The organism is Sphingobacterium tenebrionis (assembly GCF_037126265.1).
Taxonomy (GTDB): Bacteria; Bacteroidota; Bacteroidia; order Sphingobacteriales; family Sphingobacteriaceae; genus Sphingobacterium; species Sphingobacterium tenebrionis.
The window spans coordinates 20,514-43,101 of sequence record NZ_JAYLLN010000007.1 but is presented as its reverse complement, the minus strand read 5'-3'; the positions used below and the strand labels follow the sequence as shown (position 1 = coordinate 43,101).

Below are 22,588 nucleotides of genomic sequence, written 5' to 3'. Positions count from 1 at the left end.
TTAGAATTTCTTGATTGCAGCTTTGAGATCCACCGTATCCTTCCAGATGTTTTCCCAAGGGTCTGCTAGGTCTTTCAAGCGCTTTGGCATACTGAAGATATCGAAATCCTTAATGGATAATTCGTCATTAACTTCTTCCCAATGTAAAGGGGCACTGACCGTTGCACCAGGCTTTGGCCGTACAGAATAAGGGGCGGCGATGGTTTGCCCCTGCTTGTTCTGCAGATAATCAAGATAGATCAGGTTTTTTCGTTTTTTAGGATCCCTAATGATACTAGTGGTGTCAGGGTGCGCGGATTGCAGCATTTCTGCCAATAATTGAACAAAATCCCGCACCAATTCGTAATCATACTTCTGATCCATATTCATATAAATATGCAATCCACTTGATCCGGAAGTTTTGATATAATGTGGAACCTCTGCATTGTTTAATATATCATGACAGCTCAAGGCCACTTGAACCACCTCCTTAAAATCTGCTCCATTGGGATCCAGATCTAAAACAGCAAATTGGGGCTTTTCTGGTTTTTTATAGGTCGATAACCAAGGATTGATTTCAATCGAACCTAGGTTTGCTATAAATAACAAACTGGCCACATCATTACAAAGCAGATAATCTATGGTCTTCTCTGTGCTCTTGGAGTAGATTTCTGTCGTCTTAACCCAACTCGGTAATTGTTTGGGTTCCACACCCTTCTGAAAGAAGCCCGGTTTGTCGATCCCATTCGGATACCGGTTCAAGGATATGGGCTTATCTTTCAGATAAGGCAATATAAAATCAGCGATCTGCTCATAATAACTTAACATCTCCCCTTTACTGATCTGCTCTTTTGGCCAGTAAATTTTATTCAGATTTGTCAAGGAAACCTTTTTCTTTCCAAAAACCAATTCCTTTTCGTTAGCTAATTTCTCCTTTTCTATAGCACTACCCTTCTCTGTTTCTTGTGGTTCAATAACTTCCAGCTTTGTTTCTTCAGCTGATTTATCTGCTCGCAATCCTTTATAAACCGGATGTCTAAGATGTCTATCCATTGTCCATTCTGAATAATAAACGTCACAGACCAATTTTGGTGATAACCAGGTCACTTCCCTTGCCTTAGCTATTTTTACAGCAGCTGGAAAAGGCTTAGTTTTCCGAATGAGCTTACTAAAGCTACCATGTAATTCTTTTAAAGAATCATCATTGAAACCCGTACCACAATTTCCGATGTAAAGGAGCTCCCCCTTTTCCATAACTCCCAATACCAATGCTCCAAAATATTTCCGCCCACCTTGAGGAACCGTGTAACCACAGATAATGGCTTCTTGTGTATTCCGTAACTTTATCTTCAGCCAGGAAGAACTTCTTTTCCCCGAAAGATAGGTACTGGTTTTATCCTTGGCAATCACCCCCTCCCACTTATTTTCTTCCGCATGAACCAGCATATTATCCACTTGCAAGTCCAAACTGGGCACAAAATGGATTTGTTTTGCTTTGACCTTTTCCAGAAATAATCTCAACAATTCTTTCCGGTTTTCCAATTCAAAGTCGCGGAGATCATTCCCATCCAAACTCAACATATCAAAAACATAGTAATTAAGGCTTAGCCCGGCGGCAATAGGTTCGCCAGATTTCAATAATTGAAATTGGGATTGGTTCTGTTTGTTCTCAATGACCAGTTCGCCATCTAAAACAAAATCCTTGTCAATTTCTGCTAAAGCTTTTACGATACTGGGATATTGTTTATTCAACAGATTGCCGTTTCTAGAATAAAGATTGGTTTTCTCTCCATTTTTTTCGGCTAAAATTCGAAATCCATCAAACTTTTTTTCGTAGATCCATTCCGCTCCATCTGGTAGATCAGGCGATAATTTGGTTAACATTGGAGCTGGAACAGCTTCAGCCTTCTTTTTTGATTGCTTTTCGGAAGTTTCAGGAGTTGCCTCTTCTGTCTTTAGGACTTTTTTTTTAATAGATGTACCTTCTTTCTTAAAGGTTTTCCCTTCTTTTTTAACCGATGCCGCTATAAAATCCTCTGCATCATACTCTTTTTCTACGGCATATTCATCCTTATGCTTGATCAATAACCAGTTAGTTGGGTCATCCCCTTTCATCCGAACCAAGGCAAATTCCCCTTTCAATTTTTCCCCATGCAATTCGAACTTAATGGATCCTTCTTTCCATTGTTTTAAGAATTCTTTTTCATTCTTTGCTGCAACCAGATCATAGGTTCCTGAATCAAAAACCACGACCGTTCCTGCTCCATAGTTCCCTTTGGGAATACTGCCTTCAAAATCAGCATAACTTAAGGGATGATCTTCCACTTCAACAGCAAGTCTTCGATCTTTGGGATTTAACGAGGGACCTTTGGGTACAGCCCAACTTTTCAGAACCCCATCGATCTCTAATCTAAAATCATAGTGCAATCTCGACGCATGATGTCGTTGCACCGTAAAGATCAACTTCGAAGATGAATCTTTCAATCCATTTTCTGAAGGTTCGGCAGTTTTCGAAAAATCTCTTTTCTTTTGGTATAGATCAAGCTTTCCCATGTTCTTTTTTTTAAAAGAACACGGGCTTAAGCTAATGGTTTTCTTTTTATTGAATAAGGCCGTTTTGAATAGCAAACTTAATCAATGCAGGGGTATTTTTTGATTTGGTCTTATCGATCAGGTTTTGACGATGTCCTTCCACAGTCCGTTTACTTAAAAATAATTTCTTTGAAATCTCTAGGTTGGTATAACCTTCGCCCAACAGTTCCAACACTTCCATTTCTCTTGATGTCAAATCAAGTTCTGTTGGGTCGATCTGTAGCGATTTATGATTATTTTTATCAATCATTTTCTGTAGGAGCTGCATGGATATTTCCTCACATAGATAGCGGCCACCTTTAGCAATATGATTGATGCAGAACACCAGCTCATCTGAAGCGACATTCTTCACCAAGTATCCTTTGGCACCTAATTCGAAAGATTTGGTGACATGCTGTTCACAGTTCAGCATGGTCAGTACAACCACTTTAATATCCGGAAACTTCTCGTTCACCTCAGCAATCAACTGAATCCCATCCATATCATTCATACTTAGGTCCGTAAGAATAATATGGGTATCCAAACCTGCATATAATAAATCCAACACTTCCTTTCCATTGTTCACATCAGCCACCACCTCAAAATTAGGTTGGGAGTCTAACAACAATTTTATTCCATTCCTCACCACAAGATGATCTTCTGCTAATAATATTTTCACTTCTGCCATTTCTAATCCTTATTTAACGTTACTAACACCGACGATCCTTTGTCTGAACTTATAACTGATAATTTTCCCTTATATAAATCTGTTCTGTTTTCTATCGTGCGAAGGCCGCTACCCATCCGCTTACTCTCTTTGAGATCTGAAGGAAAGCCTTGCCCGTTATCCTTAACTTCAATTTCCAATTGATCCTGTCCATTTCGAATAATAATCTGTACCCTATTTGCTGAAGAATGTTTCAGGGTATTATTCAAAAGCTCTTGAACTATGCGGTAAATAACCAGCTTCATATCTTTATCCAGTTCCTCCACACCAATTGGAAGACTCGTTTCTACCGTAAAATCAGGCATGGAAATGCGCTCCGTCATGGCAGTTATCGCTGCTTTCAGTCCAAATGCATGCAATACCGAGGGTACCAGATCAATCGATACATTCCTAACTTCATGAATGGCATCATTCAACATCTTCTTTATAGGACGAATGATGGCAGCATGTTCATGGTTTTCTTGGGCGAAATGCTCTAAGTTTAACCTTGTTGCATATAATAATTGGGCCACACTATCGTGCAATTGATGCCCAATCCGCTTCCTCTCCTGTTCTTGGGTATCAACAATGGATTTATAGATTTCTTGTTTCACATCCATCCAATCCGGATCCGGACAGAATTCCTGATCGAACATCAATAAACAATACATCACCTCATCCAAGCGATTTGTATATTTTTTGACGTAAGTATCCATCTTGAAAAAGCCATTTCCCTTCCTATTGATAAAATGAAGATGAAGAAGTAAGGGCGATTTGATGGAATCCCGATTCTCGAATATGGATTTTAATTTGAGTGCATCCTCTGAATGTAAAAACTCGTAGATACTCCTACCGTACGACTGTGCACTGGATTGAGAAAAGATCTCTGTAAACTTTTCATTAACCTTATTAACTTGGAAAAAACGATCTAAAATGATGATAGCGAATGGACCATCCTTAAAAAAGATATCAAAACATAATTCATCTCGCTCAGATTCATCTTCAAACAAGGAATATTGACCCTTGTTTGCATTTTCATTCGTAAATTCGTTTTCCGAGGTTTGCATGATTTTCTTATTAATAATTATTGAAAAGATTCAAATAATTAACATATAGGTTAGATGTAGTGAATTTGATTACCCCATCTGGATGAATTTTAAGAATAGGTTATTCTCAAAAAACCATTAAATTTAAGCAATAATATTCTTTTCTCCTTAACCCCATGATTATGAATAGGTATTTACCATATATAAAAACATATTTCAGGTATTTTGCTCCTATATTTTATTGAAATACGTAAATATTAAGGAACAATCTTATTCAAAAAAGGTTGTATAACTTTTTTCTATCGTATAAGTACCCATTTTACAGAGGGAACCCGTTTTAGCAAAACATACTCAATTTCAATACGTTATATTAAGTACAATTGAACTTAAAATCGCTCATCATGAAAACGCAAATTGAACATGTTATCCTCGAAAACTCTCCCGTATTAAAAAGGCTCGCCAATAACTTCACAAAGGATCCTTCCGAAAAAGACGACCTGGTACAGGAAACTTTTATCCGATCTCTTAAATCTTTGGAAAAGTTCATTAACCATCCGAAACTCGTTTCTTGGTTATATGTCATTATGAAAAACATTTATTTGAATAGGTACCGACGTGATAACATACATCGAATTGCGGAAAAAGAAATCTCCTATACACAAAATATGTCCAGCAGCACCAAGAATCAAGCGGAATCAAAATTTGTGGTCAATGATATCCATAATTCAATGAAAACCTTATCAGATGAAAATTATAAAATTTTCAGTATGTACCTAGAAGGCTTCAAATACCACGAGATTGCTAGTTATATGGCTATAAAAGAGGGAACTATAAAAACGAGGATTCATAGTATCCGTAAGGTGCTAAAGAAAAAATTAGGTGTTTACACGCCATAATTTTCCCAGGGAAGGCTGAAAAACAAACCATTTTTCAATTTAGATGTTTAATACTCAATCTATAAATTATTAATATTTCGAGTATGAAAAATATGTTGATTTTAAAAACGCGCGCATTAGCATTAATTATGTTTGTTTTGATGTCTGTTCAGGCATTTGCGCAAGAAAAAGGTCTAGACATCAACGTTGATGTAGACAAAGGCGACAGTAATATGTTCGCACAACCTTGGGTTTGGATAGTTGGAGGAGCAGTATTTATTTTATTATTAGTTGCGCTACTAAGAGGTGGCAGCAAAAAATAATACCCATAAATGTTCAGATTTATATGAGAGAGGTGTCCGAAAGGGCGCCTCTTTTCTTATATTTGAAAATGTCTACATCAAATCTACTACAACAATTGGAGAACAAATCCATACAATTCAAGGATGTTATAAACTATATAGAACAGCATTACGAATATAGAGCGTCTTCCTTTATCAATGGCAACCAGGACAATGCAGCTGATCAGAACCAAGGTTCTGCCAAAGTACTTTCCTATGCTAAATTGAACAACCTTTCTAAGGAAGATACCTTAAAATTGTTTGCCGAACACTATGAAGAAGTCTTGGCAAATCCTCAAGGCACCGACCACCAGAATATCCGTCAATTCATGGAACACGGTTGGGATAAAGTTTCCTTCGAAATTGAAGTTCTGAAACCCCTATAACCACAATTACTTTGCGGCTGTTAAGCCCTTTTTATAGGTAGCGATTGCTCTTTCTCGTGCAAAACCATGTTCTACCATGGGGCTAACAGTTGTATAGGCTTTTTCGTCTAACCACTTATGGATATACTCGGCCTGCTTATCGAATTTCTGTTGTTGAATACTGGGGTTAAAAATCCGAAAATAGGGCGCGGCATCACAACCGCATCCAGCCGCCCATTGCCAGTTACCGTTATTGGATGCTAATTCATAATCATTAAGTTTACTCGCAAAATAGGCTTCCCCCCATCGCCAATCGATCAACAGATGTTTTGTCAGAAAGCTAGCCACCAACATCCTCACTCTATTGTGCATAAAACCTGTACTGTTCAGTTCTCGCATTCCTGCATCAACTAAGGGATAGCCCGTTTCGCCGGCACACCATAAAGCAAATTCTGCAGGATTATTTCGCCACGAGATCTGATCATATTCTCGTTTGAAACTTTCATGGACCACCCTGGGAAAATGATAGAGGATCTGCATAAAAAACTCCCGCCAAATCAATTCCGAAAGCCAAGTCGCATTATTTTCCAAAGCAACCTTAACACATTCCCGAATGCTGATGGTTCCAAACCGAAGATGTATCCCGATTTTTGTGCTGCCATCCTGAGCCGGATAATCCCGAAGCTTATCGTATTGCTGGATCTGCTCCAAATCTATAATAGGTTCGGAATACTCCATATCGGTTTTTTGGAAACCCAATTCCTCTAGGCTGATATAACGTTCATCTTCAAATGTCAAGAGATTTTCCAGTTTTGCTTGATGGAAATCCAATCCTTCCTGATCCAACTTCATGCGCCATCTTTTCGCATAGGGAGTATAGACCGTATAAGGGTGGCCATTGGATTTCAACACCTCATTGCCTTCAAAAATAACCTGGTCTTTAAAGGATTTCCATTTGATCTGATCGTTTTCCAACAATGAAATTATTTCCTGATCCCTCTTCAGGGCATCCGGTTCATAGTCCCGATTCCAATACACCTTTTCTACTCGATATTCAGCTATCAAATCTTTGAATATCGCTAAGGGATTTCCGTGAAAGACCTTCAGACTGGAACCCGATTTTTGAAATGAAGCTTTTAAAGCAGCAACTGCTTGATGTATAAAATCCACTCGACGATCATAGGGATCTTCCAACCGTGATAATATATCCGTATCAAAAATAAAGATGGGTAATACAGGTAAGCCGTCTTTTAGGGCTTCAGATAAACCTACGTTATCTGCTATTCTTAAATCTCTCCGAAACCAAAAAATATGAATAGGCGATGCTGAATCCATGAATGCAAGTTAACTTATCCGGAGAATTTATCCAACATATCCATCGATGGAACAAAGAACAGAGCACCGGTTACAGCTGTACTAAAATCCAATATCCGGTCATAATTTCCTGCTGGGTTTCCAATGAACATCTGGTTCAACATTTTCTCCACCGTACTGAAGGTGCTTGCATAACAGATAAAGAAGGTTCCCATTTCATTGCTTGCGACATTCCCAAAAGGCATATTATCCCGAACCACTTTCAGATCATCCCCAACATTTGCCAATGCACTATGGGAATTCTTCGGTTTTTCAGCATCGGTCATTTCGATATCATTGGCCTTTGAACGTCCAATTACCTTTTCCTGATCATGGATTGGAAGATCATTCCAGGCTTTTAGGTTATGGATATATTTCTGAACAAAAAGGTAGCTCCCACCCTTGCAGGTCGGATCTTGTTCATCAATAACAGCAAAATATTCCCTTGCATCACCATGTGGATTCTCCGTACCATCCACAAAACCCAAGATCGATCGGCTGTCCCAATATCGAAATCCCTGGACTTCCACAGTACAATCTGCAATGGGTGCCATAAAACTGGAAATCTCTGCCGCCATATCATAGGCATAGCTCTTTTCATCCGAACGGATATGAAATTGAATATCTCCGCCTGTGGCAACAGCGGTATGCTTATTTCCCTTAATTTCTTGGAAAGTTTTCAGCTCTTTGGGTAAGGGATTCGGTAGGTTCAAATACTTCCAGGCATCATATCCTATTCCCATGACGCAACTTGCTTTGCGATCTGGAAACCTATTCTGGGAAGAATGATTCAGATTGATAACCAAGGCACAGATCCGCTTGAATCCATCGATTATATGAGATTTTTCTACATCAGTTTTGAATACCCAAGTAAGGAAGAAGGTGTTATTGTTAGGATAGTCTGTGACATTCTGGGCATTATTTTTAATAGCTTGTGATTTTTGTATCATAATTAGTGAAAATTATGATGGAATGTACAAAAATTTTTAGAGGTTTACCAATAGGGAAATGCCCGAATGTTTTCCATCATAGGTTGGAACTAATAAGTAATTTCCTGGAATTATCCGTTTTTGCTTATCTAACATGGGTAGCATCCAATAGGCTATCTTCGTACTCATGATACCAATTCCCGCTCCCATGGCCACATCACTCAACCAGTGTTTATTATTGTACATTCTAAAAAATCCGGTTCCTGCAGCTACTGCATAACCTGCCACGCCATACCATAGCGAACGATCATGGTATTCCTGCCACAACAATTCTGCCCCTACAAATGCAGTTGCCGTATGGCCAGAGGGAAAAGAATTCTGTGCGGAACCATCGGGCCGCATGACCGGCATGGTCTGTTTCATTAAGTTAACCACGGAACCCATAATAATATGTGAAACAGACCCTGTGAACAATCGCTGTTTAAGATTATGTTTTGCCGGGATACCTGCATATTCTAAACCCAAAAAAGCGGCAGTCGCCATATATTGTGAATAGTCATCCACGGGAAACTTTTTAGGATGATTCCTTTGAAGTTCCAACTTTATATTCATCACTTGCGATCTAACAACGGGATTCTTAATGGACATCAGTCCATAGGTCATAAAAACGGTTGGAGCTACATATTCAATTCGGAATACCTTATGATGAAATCCATACCTTGGTTGGGAATAGTTTTCAGATAAAGAATCTATTTGAGCGACTGCAACAGGCAAATCGATACAACATAATCCTAAAGCTATAAAAGCTTGCTTAATGATAATAGAAGATTTCTTTAACAGCCTATTCATATTTATTAAACACGACTAATTAAACTATAAATCAAATATAATATCATTTAACATAAAACGTATGTCTTTACATGCTAAATATTTAAAAAAGTTGGTAGCTAAATGCGCTTTCTTGGTTCTTTGCCCCCACTGTGTAAGTACTATGCAAGTACTATGTAAGTGAGTTGTAAGTGCCTTTATACACTTACAACTCACTTACATGTCACTTACACCTCACTTCGACCAAGAACCTAATTGGACAAAAAAAAGGCCGTATCTTTTTTTTGATACAGCCTCCTGTTTGTTCTTTATACGATCAATTCAAGGGATTGATCTTTAATTCTTCGATAAATTTTCCGCTCTGATCGTAAACACGGAATCTACCCTCCTTCTCGTCCATTTGCGCCTTGATCACATGCACATTTGAATTGATCAAAATAGGAAAATTAGCGTATTGATCTGGTTTTTGAATCCGATGGGTATGCAAGTGGCCACTCAACATGATCTGAGCGCCCGCTTTATTTAATATAGGCAGGAATTTATCCCTTAAATCTTCCATGCCATGCCACCCTCCTGTTGCAGGCATGTGGCAAATGATTATTTTATACTTGGCATTTTTGAATGATGGATTTTCAACCGCCTTGGCCAACCACTTGGCTTGTTCCGTCCGATAAGCATCCATATCCACTATTCCGCTGTATTCGATATCACTATCCGGTTTGTCTTCCCCACAGTCCAATACGATAAAAGCTGCTGGCCCTTGGTTGAACTGATAATATAATTCGCCCGAATTCGTAGGGAAATATTTAGGATATGCTACGGCAAAAGGACCCCTTGTTTCATGGTTCCCACGGGAATAATACATGGGCTTTTCACTGGCAAATAACCGGATAGCGGTGTCCATAAATCCGCCAAACATCTGTTCTTCACTTAACATGTTATCTAACATATCTCCATTGAAAACCACAAAGTCCGTTTGCTTTAAATCGACCTGATTGATCAGGTTTTTCAACAGCTCATTTTTACCATGAATATCATTGATCACAGCAAAAGAAACTGAAGATTTAGGGCTTGGCGTAGAAAATGTCAAGGGCTTCTGCCGATAAACATTGGTAGCCACTACATCACCATATTGCACTTTGGTACCTTCGTGTTTCAAAACCTCCTGGTTATACACCCTATACCGATAGGTAGTACCTGGGGTCAGAGCTTTGAGATTTACTTGGTGAACCGACCCAACATGTTTGAAACCATATTTACCGGCAAAAAATTTCGGTCTCTCCTGCTGATAAAAATGCGAACCATCATTCGGAGCAAGCTCTACCCATCCGATGGCATCCTTATTACTGGTCCAGATAATGGATACCGTAGAATCCGTGAGTGCTTGGATGTACGGCATATGACTGATCTTTATCTTCTCTTGGGCGAAACTGGAATTCGCCAGTAGGATCAGAAAAACAAAACATAGGAAATGGAGATTAAACTTCATTTTTTTAGGGTTTAGGATAAATGTTTTTAAAACATAAGCAATTTAAGAAGACTAATAGGATTTTCATAGCCAAATTATATAATTCAACAAGGCAGAAAGAGGAGAAGGACAATATTTTTAAATGGCAAACGCTATCTTAGAAGTGGAAAAATAAAGTCTTTGAATCAAGAAATTATGAAAAACCCTATGATCCTCCTTATTTTTTTAAGCTTGTTTGGTTGTGATGCTGCTTCACAGGACGAAGTGAATACAAAGGCCATTTTGCAAAAACTTGGTGTCTTGGAACAATTCCAACAAGCGGTCAAGGACATCAATCCTACTGCACTTAAGGAAAAATACAAAAGCATAAACCAACAGGATTTACAGGCTTACGAGGAAAAATTCTTCAAACCCTCTATGGATAGTTTATTGATCAATAAATTTGAATCGATCTTTTCTGAAAAGGAAATCAGCAAAATGCAGCATCAGACTTCAGAGGAAATCATGTCCAAACATTCCAAAAAATATGAATTATTCGAGTATGAATTGGAAATCATGTATGATGAACGATATCTGGATGCCCAACGATTAATATCCGGAGTTAAGGAAATTGGAAAGCCTGATCAGGCAAATCCATTTGCCTTTTTCACCATAGAAAAACCAAATGGCGTTTATCATGTTGAAGTATATGATAGCCAGATGCCACAGAACAGCAAATTCAATCCTGAGCCTTTGCTACCGGCTCATCACCTATCGCAAGTCGAATTTGTTGAAGTGGCGCCCTATTCCTTTGGTATATCCTTTCAATTGGCCGATGGAGACATCAAAAAGATCGACCAGTTAAAATCGGAGGATCCCAAGACCGTTTTGGCATTGATCGTAGATCAGCATCTGGTGAGTATAAGACAAATCGATCTTATCCAGGCAGGAAAGGCCTACCATTGGTATTCTCCTTGGCCAGAAAAAAACATAAAAGAATTTGCATTTGCATTGAAGAACGATTTATAAATAAAAACTATAGATACAATAGAAATAAAATACGGAAAAGGGGGGCAGAACAAAATGGCAAATATGTTCCTACTGTTAGGGGTTCTCGGAATTGCCATGGTGATCTTCATCTGGTTCATTGAAACCAGGGTGTGGCTCGTTGGTCGTGTGGTATCTATATTTGTCAGTTTGTTGGGTATTGGGGGTTGGTTAAAATTAAAGTTGGCACCCAAGAATCCCGATGAAACAGCTATTCGCATTTCCACCGAAGGGATTGAGGCACAGACCACACCGATTGCAAAAGCAGCCGGATTTATCCATTCAGAAGATATTGCGGATATCTTCTTGAACAAAAATTATATGGAGATTTTAGTAAGTGATCCCGACAAATATGCCGCAAGAATGAAGAATTTCTTTGTCAGGGACACGTTTGTTAAAGCAAAAAATGGAATAATCCCTATTTCCATTGCAGAGGTCGATGTGACAGAAGAAGAAATGAGATCCTACATCATCAAAATTGTACCAAAATTTAAAAATAATTAAAAAACAAATTATATCCTCTAAATATTAATTTTTAAAAATTAACTATTTTTAATCCACAATCTCCTGTTATAAACACATTTTATTCTTTATATGAAATAATTATAACTCATTAATGCAATCGTTTCCGTTGATTTCGTTTGATTAAACAATTCTTATCGTCTACATTGGATGCAAATTATAGCACTAAAGCAAATTCTAAATTTTCATCCAAAAAAATTATTGTAATCAAACACCAACAATGAACAATTTACGATTCAGAAAACCAATTAAACCAAATAGGCTAAATTGGAAAATTGTTCTGTTTTCCTCAAATGGAAGAACTTTCAACGAAAGAATGTACTTCTTCCCTATCCCTATCGAGGATTTGGTATTAAATAAAAACCTGGAACAGAATCCAGGTTGGGAAAAAGCTAAATAAAAATATTCGGGTAAAATATTTTTGTTAAGTAAATGGGAAGCCGTATCGTGGAAAACCGATACGGCTTCTTCTTTGGAATATTTTTTATTTTTTAGGTTTAGATCCCATCAAAAAGCTGAGCTCTCCTCCTTTTATGATATCCTCATGGTTGATCAAGAAATCCTTAATCTCTGTACCATTCCACAGGACTTTCTGCACATATACATTCTTCTCCGACTGGTTCTTGGCCAGGACTTTCAAAACTTTTCCATCGGATAATTTTACTTCGGCTGATTTCACCAATGGACTACCGATCCAGTAAGCTGTTGAACCTGGAGATACCGGATAAAAACCTAAGGAAGTAAACAGATACCAAGCACTCATCTGTCCACAATCGTCATTTCCACCCAATCCTGCAGCTCCATTATGGTACTGATTTCGAATAATCTGCCTTACACGTTCTTGCGTTTTCCAAGGGCTTTTGGTGATATTATAAAGGTAGGCTACATGGTGCGAAGGTTCATTTCCATGCACGTAATTTCCGATGATGCCTTCTCGAGTAATATCCTCGGTATGCTCAAAGTACTTATCTGGAAGGTGCATAGTAAACAAGGAATCAAGATAGGTTTCAAAACGTTTCTGTCCGCCCATAACCTCCATCATTTCCTTTGGCTGATGGGGCACATACAGCGAATAATTCCATGTATTCCCCTCGATGAAGCCTTGACCATGGGTCTCCAGTACATCGAATTTCTCCCTGAAATTCCCCTTACTATCCTTTGGACGCATAAATCCAATCCGCTTATCGTATAGGTTCTTCCAATTTTCTGCTCGTTTAGAAAATTCGGCTTCAATATCCGCTTTTCCTAATTTCTTCGCCAACTGCGCGATACACCAATCATCATAGGCATATTCCAGGGTATTGGAAACCGATGTCCCATTTACATCATCCGGAACATAGCCCAGATCCATATATTCACCGATTCCTTCATACCTTCTGGCCTTCGCAGTCTGTACGCAAGCAGCCAAAGCAGCTTCTGCATCGCCTTGGTAAACACCTTTCATGATGGCATCCACGATCACAGAAACCGAATGATAGCCACTCATACACCAGTTATCATTGGCATAATGCGACCAGATCGGAAGCATCTTCAGCACCGATTGATCATAATGTGCCATCATCGATGAAACGATGTCTGCATTCCTTTTTGGATCCACTAAATTCAACCAAGGATGGAAAGCCCTAAAAGTATCCCAAAGCGAGAAAGAAGTGTAGTTTACAAATCCTTCTGCCTTATGGATTTCTTGATCCAACCCTTTGTACTCACCATTACTGTCCATATAAACCGTAGGCATCAGGTTAGCATGATAAACCGAGGTGTAGAAATTGATCAGATCTTCCTTATTCAACATATCCACCTTGAATTTCCCCAATTCCGCTTCCCAGGCCTGCTTTCCTTTCGTTACTACTTGGTCAAAGTTCCAGTTTGGGGTTTCCAATTCCATATTGGTCAATGCATTCTTCATGCTTACGGGGCTCAGAGCCACTTTCATCATGATCTGCTCGCCTGCTTCGGTATCAAAATCCAAATGCATTTTGATGTTATGGGCAGCTAGATCAGGGAAATTATCCTGTTGATTGAATTTACGCCAAAAGCCTTTGTACTGCACGTTGCTATCAAAATATTTGGCACCATAGTTCTTAAAAGCCTTCGAAGTTTTTATCGCGAAATAAACGGTCCTCGTTCTTGCCCATCCGTTGGTTTGGCGAAAACCGGTGATGGTTGAATCGTTCAATACCCGAACGACTGTCCACACGTTTTTCCCATCGTAATTGTAGATTCCGGATGTAAGATCCAATACCAGATGGGATTGCTTATTGGAAGGGAAAGTATAACGATGCATGCCTACCCTGGTACTCGTTGTCAACTCGGCCAAAATATTATGTTTATCCAAGCGTACTTTATAATAGTTGGTTTCCGCCACTTCATTGTCGTGGCTGTATGGCGAGCGGTATCCATCCTGAGGTCTATCGGCCGTACCAGGGTTCAGCAAAACCTTACCTTGGCTCGGCATCACCAGGATATCCCCCAGATCCGAATGTCCGGTGCCACTGAAATGGGTATGGCTAAAGCCAACGATTGTAGGGTCATCGTACTGATAACCTGCACAATAACGGTAGACATCTCCCGTATATTTGCCGTCGACGGAGTAAGGAATGGTATCGGTATCTGGGCTCAATTGAACCGCCCCAAAGGGCACCGTGGCGCCGGGGAAAGTATGCCCCATCTTTGCTGTCCCGATCAAAGGCTTCACATATTGACCTAAATTCGCTTCCTGGGCGGAAGAAAAAGCAGGTAGCATCAGCACGGCAAATAGAAATCTCGATATTCTTCTGTGTATGTTCATAATAAATTGCTTTAAATAGCAGGATTAGCAGCATATGCCTCCCATAATTGATCAATGGTCTTACCTGTCTGTTTTACCCAAAAATCTGGAGTATAACTTTTTGAGCGCATTGCCAAATCAAGGTTTTTCATGGTGTTCTTTTTTACTTTCGTTTCAATCCAATTAAAAAAACGTGCCGTGATTCGGTAGGAATCGGTGTATTTGTGCTTTGGGTTATATTCCGGCAACCGCCAATTCCCTTCCTCATTGGCAACACCATATTTAAAGCGCACGTAGTCGGCAATACCTTCGGTTATCCACCACGGCCCGGCATTATTTGGATAAGCCTGCACAATATGCATCACTTCATGGGTTACGACGTCGATATCCTTCGGATTCTTGGCAAACCAACCTGGACTATAGCGAACAATCCCTCCTGCCGTAGCCGCCACCCCTTTGTAGTCCGGATCAATAATAAAAGTAACTTCTTTGCGTGTATTCTTGTTAAATGTTTTGGCCAATTTCGGATAATTGGTAAAATAGGTGTCAATCAGTTGTTTTTTCAAGGCTGGATCAAAATTCTTTTCCTTATTGATCCAAATTAAGGTAAATCCCTTTTTCTTCAGGGTATCCACCTCAACTGCCACTGCACGATCTTCATCGGTACGATGCCAGTTCTGTGCTTTCAAAGGCAAACTGGATACTCCACAAAGTAATCCCAAGATCAAAATCTTGCTAAATGTTGTCGTTATTTTCATATTGTTTTTAGGTGTTGATTAGGGTTTATATCGTAAGAAAAGCTCGTTTTAAAGCTACTAAAACGTTAATTGTATTCTCAAATATATTAAAATTATCCTAAAAACAAAATAGGGAAAGACCCTTGGCCTTTCCCTATTTATTTACGGTCTATTGGTATTTAAAGCTTTCTCGACAGCTCGTTCAGCAATGATTTGGCTTTATTCAGGTCGGAATTCCATCCCTCAAATCGCTTTGGATTATTCAGTTTGGCGATAGCATTTGCCAAGGCTTCCATGGCTTCATGATCGCCCTTCTTTTGTAAGGCTTGTTGAAGCAGCAATACTTTTTCATAATCCTGGATCCCTTCCAGCATCCGCTCAAAACGGATCGAACTTCGGCCCTTCGGGTAGATGATATAGGTATCTCCAGCCGGCCAGGTCCGGAACCTGGAATCCTGCAAAGGGTTTTCGACCCAAGAATTATAGGCCCATCTTAAGAGGCCATAAAATCCAGAGGCCAATGCATACCAGCCCAAATAGGTGGATTCTGCCGGATCTGAAAAGGTAAATTGATTTGGAAAAGCATCCGAGCAACAGATGTAAAAAGTGGAATTCAATCCTCTGTTCCTACGATCGATCAGGTCCTCCAGGGAGGAGGGATGTCCTACTGCGATACTGATATCCTCGCTATCCGGATACCGTTGATAGGTTTTCTGGTTATCGGCATAGGAAATCCCCAATTCTGGAGCGACCCTTTTCATTAGGCTAAAGGCTGCATCCATTTGCGCACGCTCGCGTTCATCGATCGCAATATTGGTTCGCTCCAACCAGCCCTTACCTTGAAGATGTTTTACAAAATCTTTTAAGAAAGGTGTCCATAATTCTTCGAAAATAGGCGTTCCAGGCTTAGCAACTACATTGACTAGTTTACCGGAAGATTGATCCTGATAGTGAATCTCATTGTTCCAAGGAATAATGGAATAGCAATTGATCATCTTATTCACGCCCATATCCATCATAAACTGCACCCAACGATCAAAAATCTGATAATCATAGCTCCAAGAGCCATCCTTTTGTTTTGTCCACAGGATCATATCCTCATAAGGATCATAGGTCTGCACATTCCAAGGATCCTTATTCAGGGTTGCCGTAATCACCTTTTGTCCCGCTTCGGCCAAGGGTTTATAAATAGGTTTCATGGCTTCAAAATGTTCATCGCTCCACACCTTAAGCCCTTCTACCCTAGCCACTGCAGAAGGATGTTGCCATTGGTCTAGGTGGAAGGTCCAATCCGCCACCTTGGGCATCTGTACATTCAAGACCTCCAGGGATAAGCTTAATTGCTGGGTTTTCTGATTAGCTGAAGAAACGCTTACCCTTGCTTCATATTTCCCTGGCTTGGCGTTGGTCGGAATATTCACCGTAATCCAAACGGGCCTTACTGTTTTTGCATCCAGATCCATTTTGCTGAGGTTATCCAGCATATCAGGCGAAAGGGAGGAGGCGAAGTCTTCCGGTTTCCGATGGCCACATCCTGAAGCAAATTCATCCGTCATCACATAACGTATGAACCTTGCCGAAAACTGGTTGGAGGGTATCCTGGAATTGTTCTGGCCTTTAAAATCCGACACCTCTACTTTTAAATCCTTTTGGGAATGGGCAGACCAGATCAGAACCTGTGCCGACACACGCTCGCCTTTCCATCCGATAAGCGTTTGATCTTTATCTACGGAAATTTGAGGAGCTACCGATTTGGGATAACGCTTATCTATACTCACAAAAGAAGAATGCAATCCAGATTTGACGGCTGACCAATCGGAACGAACATCCGAAGTCGGATCAGGCAATTCCTGGAAAGTGGCAGGTACAACAGGTCGCTGCTGTGCTAAAGCAGGCTGTAACTGGCAGCTCAAAACAGCTATGGAAAACAGGGTAATCCATTTATTTCTAGCTTGAAACATAAGATTAGGTTTTAGATGTACATCAAGATACAGATTTCTTTTCTGAAACGCTACATGCAAACGATTGTCTATTTTTGATTGGATGCTAGGCCAACAGGGTTTCCCTGACCAAGATGTAAGCTCCGATCAACAGGATCATATAGCCGAAGCTGATCTTTAGGGATTTATTGGATACCTTATCGGCAAAGGCAAAGCCTATGAAAATTCCTAATACGGTTCCAGCGGTATAAAAGCCCAATAATTTCCAATCAAATTCCGCAAATTTCTCGATATCCCCTAAGACTCCGAAGAAGGAATTGATGGTGATGATGATCAAGGAAGTCGCTACAGCCTTCCGCATGGGTAAAAAGTAAAAATTCACCAAGGCAGGGATAATCAAGAATCCCCCTCCTGCTCCAACCAATCCGGTAATAAGCCCTACAAAAGCACCTTGTAAAATAATGATTTCCAAAGGAACCACATGAGCTACTTTAGGAGTCTCGATTCCTTTTTGGGCTGTCCGGATCATACTGATCGATGATGCCAGCATCACGAAGGAAAACACAATCATTAAAGCTACATTCTGTTGAATGGCATATGGACCAATATGTATAACCTCTGGAACCAAGGGAAGGATAAAGGATCGGGTAAGGAAGACAACGATAAGGGATGGCAGCCCAAAGCTGAACACCTTTTTGATATCGGCTTCTTTTTTAATAATCCCTCTTGTCCCGCCAATAAAAGAAGTGATGCCTATGGCAAATAAGGAATAGGTAGTCGCTAATACCGGGTCTACCCCCATGATGTATACCAGGATCGGTACGGTAAGAATGGTACCCCCACTTCCGATCATCCCGAGAGTGACCCCTACGCTGATAGCCAATATACATCCTATAATTAACATCCCCATGGGCAGCCTGTTCTATGCGAATTATTTCGTGATTTTATCCAATAAAGCTAAGCATAAATCCATGGATTTCCATAGAAATTGGGCTTGGATTATTTATTACGGGATTTTTCGGGCTCTTCATAATCATAGGGTAATAAGAAGCCCAATTTGGCATATGCTACCCCGTACCCTATCATCACCAAATTGTTGGTTGGGAAATACCCTCCATAGACATCCAGCAATATCCCTTCTTTATTCGGAAGAAATACTTCAGTTACCTGCGAAGCGGCTTTCTTTAGCATAGGATTTTTGGATTTGGCAAAGCGTTCAGGATAGATGATATAGAGATAGTCAGGAAAATCTATCTGGACTAATCCCAAGGCGGTATCCCTTCCTGAAATGATCTGATGGGGCTTCATGATCCCCATCAGGTAGGTAATGGATTCGTGCTGTCGGGATTGCGCCCGTAAGGCTTCTACATGGCTGGGCAAAACTTCTTTTTGGGAAGCATAATAGAGGTTAAAGTTAAAATTGTATTTCTCAAAAACCTCCTTATTGATGGCTTTCAATTTTTCATCCGCCTGCTTTTTAACCTCATTTTCCTTATGTACCGATTTTCGAACCACATAACCTTCTTTCTCCCAATCGCCTTTTAAGGTTTCTCTTAGGAACTTTTTGAAAGAGAGATCATACACATCTCTTCGTGCTTGGATATATTTTTTCTTACCCTTCCCGATGTCCCGGAAAAAGGAATTTCCGGCGTAGGAAAAGAATTTGGTCGTAAAGTTGGAGCTGTACCTAACCAATTCGTAGACAATCTCATACCCAAGGCCTTCATTCCGGATGATTAAAGGAGCTGTACAGGAAGCGGTTAAGATTTTCTCTTTCTGATTGTACCTGAACCGGACCACTTCGGGATTTAGGATCTTGGTCTGATCGGCATAATATCCCAGTCCAACCAATGTTTCTGTAAAATAACGCCCCCACTTCGACCATCCATCTTTGACATAATTCGTGACCACCACTTCCTCAATCTGGGTCGCTCGCTCTTTCATGGAGATTTCCAATTTCCCTTCTTGAGGAACTTGCTCTTGAACCGTTGTGGCATGATAACCCATTGCCGATACGGCCAATTCATAAACAGAAGCCTGAGCGAGATGCAAACTGAAATTACCGGATTTATCGGTGCTCGTCCCAATGGAAGAGTTATTGATATAAACGGAAGCGCCGGCAATTGGCTTCTTGGTATCGCCATGGATAACCGTTCCTACCAAGCGGTGCTGCCCCATTGCTGCAGGTAATTGAAGAATAAGCAAGAGGAGCAGGAGAAAGCGGTTCATATCTACTAATTTTCCGTAAATATAAATAAAAAAGCCTGATGGGCATGACACCTTCAGGCTTGACTAACAAAAATATAAAAGAATGATTTTTACTGAGCAGAATCTATAATGGTGGAATCCATTTTGGAGGAATCCAATTCTATCAAATCCTTATCGGGTTCATTAAGATTATAGCGGGTTGGATCATTTCCTTCAACAGGTGTCAGATCCGTACCTTCACCATCTGTTTTCTGGTTGGAATTACAACTAGTAGCAAACAGTACAGCGGCTGAAAATAGCCCAATTAAGGTTGATTTTTTAAAATGCATATTTTTTTCCTATTGATCTTAATATTAGAACACTAAATAATCCATATGGTTTTGTTTAATTGAAAAAACCCTAACGATTTTGATCATTAGGGTCTAATTTAGGAAAATTGGATAGGAAAGAATCTTATAGTTTTTCGCCGTGTTGAGAAACGTCCAGGCCGACTTCTTCTTCGGCATCTGTTACCCTTAGTGGTGAAATCATATCTGTAATTTTTAATAACAAAAATGCCATAACGAGTGTAAAAACAGCCGCTCCAAGTAGGCCTATCACATGGGCGTTGAATAATTTCCACTCACCAAAGAAAAGGCCATCATCCGGTATGGCCGGATTGATGTGCTTACTGGCAAATACACCGGTCAATAGCATACCGACCATCCCTCCCACGCCATGGCTGGGAAAAACATCCAGGGTATCATCAATTCTGGATTTTGTCCGCCATTCGATCACAAACTTACTGACCGCCGCGGCTACCGAACCGATAACTAGGGAATGTCCGAAGGTAACAAATCCTGCTGCTGGCGTGATGGCGACCAAACCGACCACTGCACCAATGCATACCCCCATTGCTGAAGGTTTTATGCCTTTGGCTGCATCCAAAAATATATAGGTCAAAGCGGCTGCTCCCGAAGCGGTGGAAGTGGTTATCAATGCGGTAGCAGCTAGGGCATTCGCTCCAAAAGCAGATCCGGCATTGAAACCTATCCAACCAAACCAGAGCATGCCTGTTCCTAATAACACATAGGTAATTCGCGCAGGGTTATGTTGATGATAGTCTTTGCCCCGCTTTAGATAAATTGCCGATGCCAAGGCGGTAAGTCCTGCAGACATGTGTACCACCGTTCCGCCCGCAAAATCAAGCACACCCATTTTGAAGAGAATCCCGGAAGGATGCCAGGTGGCATGTGCCAATGGTGCATAGATGAAAATGAAAAAGAGGCAAATGAAGAGCACATAGGAAGTGAACCTGATGCGTTCTGCAAAAGCTCCCGTGATCAAAGCGGGGGTTATAATCGCAAATTTCAATTGATAGATGGCGAATAAGGCAAAAGGTATGCTTGCGGCAGCCTCCCAAGGTTCATGTTCCAATACCTGATTGAACATGAAAAAACTAAATGGATTCCCGATGATCCCTCCGAGTGATTCTCCAAACACGAGACTAAATCCGAATACCACCCAAATTACCGCAACGACCGCCATACAGATAAAACTCTGCAGCATGGTAGAAATAACATTCTTTTTTTTGACCATTCCACCATAAAAGTAGGCTAAACCAGGTGTCATGATCAAAACTAATGCTGTAGAGGTAAGCATCCAAGCAATATCTGCATAATTATAGCTTGATGTATCATTTATTTTGGGTGTTTTGGTGAAAAACAAGGAGATTATAACCACCAAACCCATTAAAAGAGAAGGAATAATTGACTTTTTACCTGATAAAACCATAAAATTTAAATTAATTACATCAAAAATAGTTTTTAAATATTAAAAATGAAATAAAATTTGAATTTTATTGAGAATATTTTTGTTAAAAAAGGATTTTATTGACAAAAACTCATTAAATTTTATATTTCATGAATCCGAAAAAGCTTTGAACCATCATTTTTTGGTAAGTGATAAAAATACCCATTACAGAAATGGGCCTCTTCAAATAAAAAATATAGATTTTAAGCTTTGATTTATTAAAATTTTATGCAATTTTAAGATAGAAGGGATAAATCACATGGAAAATCTATTTAAAATCTACCAAGTTGACGAAAAAGAAGTGGAAAAAATTCATTCTTCCCTAAATGAAGCCCACCAGCACGATTTTGAAGAACTAATTATCGGTGTAAAAGGAAAGATTGAGCATTTTATTGATTTTAAGACCCATCAATATGAAGCTCCCTTCGTTTGTTTTGTTACCCGCGGAAAAATCCACCGTGTATCTCCTGAGCTCCTTGATGGCGAATGTTTTTACTGGGTTTTGCGTTTCAAGAGTGAATTTATACCCGAAACTACCTTTAACCTATACAGCAATTACCATGAGAATGCTAACCTCCAATTTAAGGAAGGCAGATGTTTTGATAGGTTGATCATAATCTGTAATCTGATCGCTGATGAAATGAGACAGGAAAAGCCATCGCTTTCCATCGTTAGAGAATTATTGAGCAGCTTATTTATCATGATTGAAGATGAACGGCAGAAACAGGAGCCGAACAGCTTGCAACTCTACAAAAACCAGGATACAACGTTTAAAAACTTCCTAAGCATTTTGGAGGAGAATTTCAGAAGACCAGAAGGAGTAGCGTATTATGCGGAGAAATTATTCATGAGCGCTCGAAACCTGAACACTATCACCCAAAATATCCTCCAACAATCGGTGTCCGAAATCATCGAAACCAGAAAGTTGATCGAGGCCAAAAACCTATTGCTCAGCACAGACAAAACCGTAGCAGAGATTGGCTTTGAGTTGGGATATACCGATAAAGCTTACTTCACGAGCGTATTCAAGAAGAAAGCCGGACAGACCCCATCGGAATTCCGAGAGGAAATGCGCCGACTGATTTCTTAATTATCATATCTTTTTTCCGAATATTCATACCACCCACCATCCAATT

21 protein-coding genes are annotated in these 22,588 nt (G+C 39.9%); 7 read left to right on the top strand and 14 right to left on the bottom strand.

Going from position 1 to position 22,588, the window contains the following annotated elements; genetic code table 11:
• Genes ligD through VJ786_RS04905 form a run of 3 tightly spaced genes read right to left on the bottom strand, consistent with a single transcriptional unit; the run spans position 1 to position 4,323 of the window.
• Complete coding sequence (gene ligD, locus VJ786_RS04915) at positions 1-2,532, bottom strand: DNA ligase D (RefSeq protein WP_336557366.1); 2,532 nt, start codon at positions 2,530-2,532, stop codon at positions 1-3.
• A gap of 46 nt (positions 2,533-2,578) precedes the next feature.
• Positions 2,579-3,238, bottom strand: a complete 660-nt coding sequence (locus tag VJ786_RS04910; RefSeq protein ID WP_099367933.1) for a response regulator — start codon at positions 3,236-3,238, stop codon at positions 2,579-2,581.
• Between the two features lie 2 nt (positions 3,239-3,240).
• Positions 3,241-4,323 (bottom strand): sensor histidine kinase, encoded by a 1,083-nt coding sequence (locus VJ786_RS04905; RefSeq protein ID WP_336557365.1) that lies wholly within the window; start codon positions 4,321-4,323, stop codon positions 3,241-3,243.
• 380 nt (positions 4,324-4,703) lie between these two features.
• On the opposite strand from VJ786_RS04905, the gene VJ786_RS04900 reads away from it, so the two are divergent.
• From VJ786_RS04900 to VJ786_RS04890, 3 genes are all read left to right on the top strand, one after another.
• A complete protein-coding gene (locus VJ786_RS04900; RefSeq protein ID WP_099367935.1) occupies positions 4,704-5,198 on the top strand; it encodes an RNA polymerase sigma factor in 495 nt (164 codons plus the stop codon).
• An 83-nt stretch (positions 5,199-5,281) separates the two neighbouring features.
• On the top strand, positions 5,282-5,500 hold the full coding sequence (locus VJ786_RS04895; protein WP_099367936.1) for a hypothetical protein: 219 nt from the start codon (positions 5,282-5,284) through the stop codon (positions 5,498-5,500).
• 68 nt (positions 5,501-5,568) lie between these two features.
• Positions 5,569-5,904 carry a HopJ type III effector protein gene (locus VJ786_RS04890; RefSeq protein ID WP_336557364.1) on the top strand — a complete coding sequence of 112 codons (336 nt, stop codon included), beginning with the start codon at positions 5,569-5,571 and terminating at the stop codon, positions 5,902-5,904.
• A 6-nt stretch (positions 5,905-5,910) separates the two neighbouring features.
• On the opposite strand, the gene VJ786_RS04885 is transcribed toward VJ786_RS04890, so the two are convergent.
• The 4 genes from VJ786_RS04885 to VJ786_RS04870 form a co-directional block, all read right to left on the bottom strand.
• Positions 5,911-7,218, bottom strand: coding sequence for a cryptochrome/photolyase family protein (locus VJ786_RS04885; protein ID WP_099367938.1), 1,308 nt, complete (start codon positions 7,216-7,218; stop codon positions 5,911-5,913).
• 14 nt (positions 7,219-7,232) lie between these two features.
• Positions 7,233-8,186, bottom strand: coding sequence for a Dyp-type peroxidase (locus VJ786_RS04880; RefSeq protein WP_099367939.1), 954 nt, complete (start codon positions 8,184-8,186; stop codon positions 7,233-7,235).
• 36 nt (positions 8,187-8,222) lie between these two features.
• Complete coding sequence (locus tag VJ786_RS04875; RefSeq protein WP_099367940.1) at positions 8,223-9,014, bottom strand: phosphatase PAP2 family protein; 792 nt, start codon at positions 9,012-9,014, stop codon at positions 8,223-8,225.
• A 295-nt stretch (positions 9,015-9,309) separates the two neighbouring features.
• Complete coding sequence (locus tag VJ786_RS04870; protein ID WP_099367941.1) at positions 9,310-10,482, bottom strand: purple acid phosphatase family protein; 1,173 nt, start codon at positions 10,480-10,482, stop codon at positions 9,310-9,312.
• A 186-nt stretch (positions 10,483-10,668) separates the two neighbouring features.
• Between VJ786_RS04870 and VJ786_RS04865 the strand changes: the two genes are divergently transcribed.
• The 3 genes from VJ786_RS04865 to VJ786_RS04855 all read left to right on the top strand — a co-directional run bounded on the left by VJ786_RS04865 (position 10,669) and on the right by VJ786_RS04855 (position 12,409).
• On the top strand, positions 10,669-11,469 hold the full coding sequence (locus tag VJ786_RS04865; protein ID WP_336557363.1) for a hypothetical protein: 801 nt from the start codon (positions 10,669-10,671) through the stop codon (positions 11,467-11,469).
• 54 nt (positions 11,470-11,523) lie between these two features.
• Positions 11,524-11,991: a hypothetical protein gene (locus tag VJ786_RS04860; RefSeq protein WP_099367943.1), complete on the top strand. Its 468-nt coding sequence runs from the start codon at positions 11,524-11,526 to the stop codon at positions 11,989-11,991.
• Positions 11,992-12,229: 238 nt separating this feature from the next.
• A complete protein-coding gene (locus VJ786_RS04855) occupies positions 12,230-12,409 on the top strand; it encodes a RagB/SusD family nutrient uptake outer membrane protein (RefSeq protein WP_099367944.1) in 180 nt (59 codons plus the stop codon).
• Between the two features lie 84 nt (positions 12,410-12,493).
• Here VJ786_RS04855 and VJ786_RS04850 read toward each other — a convergent pair whose 3' ends face one another.
• The 7 genes from VJ786_RS04850 to VJ786_RS04820 form a co-directional block, all read right to left on the bottom strand.
• The gene (locus tag VJ786_RS04850) at positions 12,494-14,797 is read right to left on the bottom strand and encodes a GH92 family glycosyl hydrolase (protein WP_336557362.1); all 2,304 of its coding nucleotides are present in this window, start codon (positions 14,795-14,797) and stop codon (positions 12,494-12,496) included.
• Positions 14,798-14,808: 11 nt separating this feature from the next.
• Entirely contained in the window at positions 14,809-15,534 is a 726-nt protein-coding gene (locus VJ786_RS04845; RefSeq protein WP_099367946.1) for a basic secretory protein-like protein, read from the bottom strand.
• A gap of 158 nt (positions 15,535-15,692) precedes the next feature.
• The gene (locus VJ786_RS04840) at positions 15,693-17,474 is read right to left on the bottom strand and encodes a DUF4091 domain-containing protein (RefSeq protein WP_336557361.1); all 1,782 of its coding nucleotides are present in this window, start codon (positions 17,472-17,474) and stop codon (positions 15,693-15,695) included.
• Positions 17,475-17,559: 85 nt separating this feature from the next.
• Positions 17,560-18,357, bottom strand: coding sequence for a sulfite exporter TauE/SafE family protein (locus VJ786_RS04835; RefSeq protein WP_336557360.1), 798 nt, complete (start codon positions 18,355-18,357; stop codon positions 17,560-17,562).
• Between the two features lie 95 nt (positions 18,358-18,452).
• Positions 18,453-19,682, bottom strand: coding sequence for a carboxypeptidase-like regulatory domain-containing protein (locus VJ786_RS04830; protein ID WP_099367948.1), 1,230 nt, complete (start codon positions 19,680-19,682; stop codon positions 18,453-18,455).
• 89 nt (positions 19,683-19,771) lie between these two features.
• Positions 19,772-19,990: a hypothetical protein gene (locus tag VJ786_RS04825; protein ID WP_099367949.1), complete on the bottom strand. Its 219-nt coding sequence runs from the start codon at positions 19,988-19,990 to the stop codon at positions 19,772-19,774.
• A gap of 124 nt (positions 19,991-20,114) precedes the next feature.
• A complete protein-coding gene (locus VJ786_RS04820; RefSeq protein WP_336557359.1) occupies positions 20,115-21,434 on the bottom strand; it encodes an ammonium transporter in 1,320 nt (439 codons plus the stop codon).
• Positions 21,435-21,711: 277 nt separating this feature from the next.
• Here VJ786_RS04820 and VJ786_RS04815 point away from each other — a divergent pair, with 277 nt between their 5' ends.
• Positions 21,712-22,542: a helix-turn-helix domain-containing protein gene (locus VJ786_RS04815; protein WP_099367951.1), complete on the top strand. Its 831-nt coding sequence runs from the start codon at positions 21,712-21,714 to the stop codon at positions 22,540-22,542.
• The last annotated feature ends 46 nt before the right edge of the window (positions 22,543-22,588 follow it).

Coding starts and splice junctions, on each gene's coding strand:
- VJ786_RS04890 (WP_336557364.1), top strand. CDS start 5,569: ATGTCTACATCAAATCTACTACAACAATTGGAGAACAAATCCATACAA.
- VJ786_RS04855 (WP_099367944.1), top strand. CDS start 12,230: ATGAACAATTTACGATTCAGAAAACCAATTAAACCAAATAGGCTAAAT.
- VJ786_RS04870 (WP_099367941.1), bottom strand. CDS start 10,482: ATGAAGTTTAATCTCCATTTCCTATGTTTTGTTTTTCTGATCCTACTG.
- VJ786_RS04860 (WP_099367943.1), top strand. CDS start 11,524: ATGGCAAATATGTTCCTACTGTTAGGGGTTCTCGGAATTGCCATGGTG.
- VJ786_RS04900 (WP_099367935.1), top strand. CDS start 4,704: ATGAAAACGCAAATTGAACATGTTATCCTCGAAAACTCTCCCGTATTA.
- VJ786_RS04820 (WP_336557359.1), bottom strand. CDS start 21,434: ATGGTTTTATCAGGTAAAAAGTCAATTATTCCTTCTCTTTTAATGGGT.
- VJ786_RS04885 (WP_099367938.1), bottom strand. CDS start 7,218: ATGGATTCAGCATCGCCTATTCATATTTTTTGGTTTCGGAGAGATTTA.
- VJ786_RS04830 (WP_099367948.1), bottom strand. CDS start 19,682: ATGAACCGCTTTCTCCTGCTCCTCTTGCTTATTCTTCAATTACCTGCA.
- ligD (WP_336557366.1), bottom strand. CDS start 2,532: ATGGGAAAGCTTGATCTATACCAAAAGAAAAGAGATTTTTCGAAAACT.
- VJ786_RS04850 (WP_336557362.1), bottom strand. CDS start 14,797: ATGAACATACACAGAAGAATATCGAGATTTCTATTTGCCGTGCTGATG.
- VJ786_RS04865 (WP_336557363.1), top strand. CDS start 10,669: ATGATCCTCCTTATTTTTTTAAGCTTGTTTGGTTGTGATGCTGCTTCA.
- VJ786_RS04910 (WP_099367933.1), bottom strand. CDS start 3,238: ATGGCAGAAGTGAAAATATTATTAGCAGAAGATCATCTTGTGGTGAGG.
- VJ786_RS04840 (WP_336557361.1), bottom strand. CDS start 17,474: ATGTTTCAAGCTAGAAATAAATGGATTACCCTGTTTTCCATAGCTGTT.
- VJ786_RS04895 (WP_099367936.1), top strand. CDS start 5,282: ATGAAAAATATGTTGATTTTAAAAACGCGCGCATTAGCATTAATTATG.
- VJ786_RS04905 (WP_336557365.1), bottom strand. CDS start 4,323: ATGCAAACCTCGGAAAACGAATTTACGAATGAAAATGCAAACAAGGGT.
- VJ786_RS04845 (WP_099367946.1), bottom strand. CDS start 15,534: ATGAAAATAACGACAACATTTAGCAAGATTTTGATCTTGGGATTACTT.
- VJ786_RS04825 (WP_099367949.1), bottom strand. CDS start 19,990: ATGCATTTTAAAAAATCAACCTTAATTGGGCTATTTTCAGCCGCTGTA.
- VJ786_RS04875 (WP_099367940.1), bottom strand. CDS start 9,014: ATGAATAGGCTGTTAAAGAAATCTTCTATTATCATTAAGCAAGCTTTT.
- VJ786_RS04815 (WP_099367951.1), top strand. CDS start 21,712: ATGGAAAATCTATTTAAAATCTACCAAGTTGACGAAAAAGAAGTGGAA.
- VJ786_RS04835 (WP_336557360.1), bottom strand. CDS start 18,357: ATGTTAATTATAGGATGTATATTGGCTATCAGCGTAGGGGTCACTCTC.
- VJ786_RS04880 (WP_099367939.1), bottom strand. CDS start 8,186: ATGATACAAAAATCACAAGCTATTAAAAATAATGCCCAGAATGTCACA.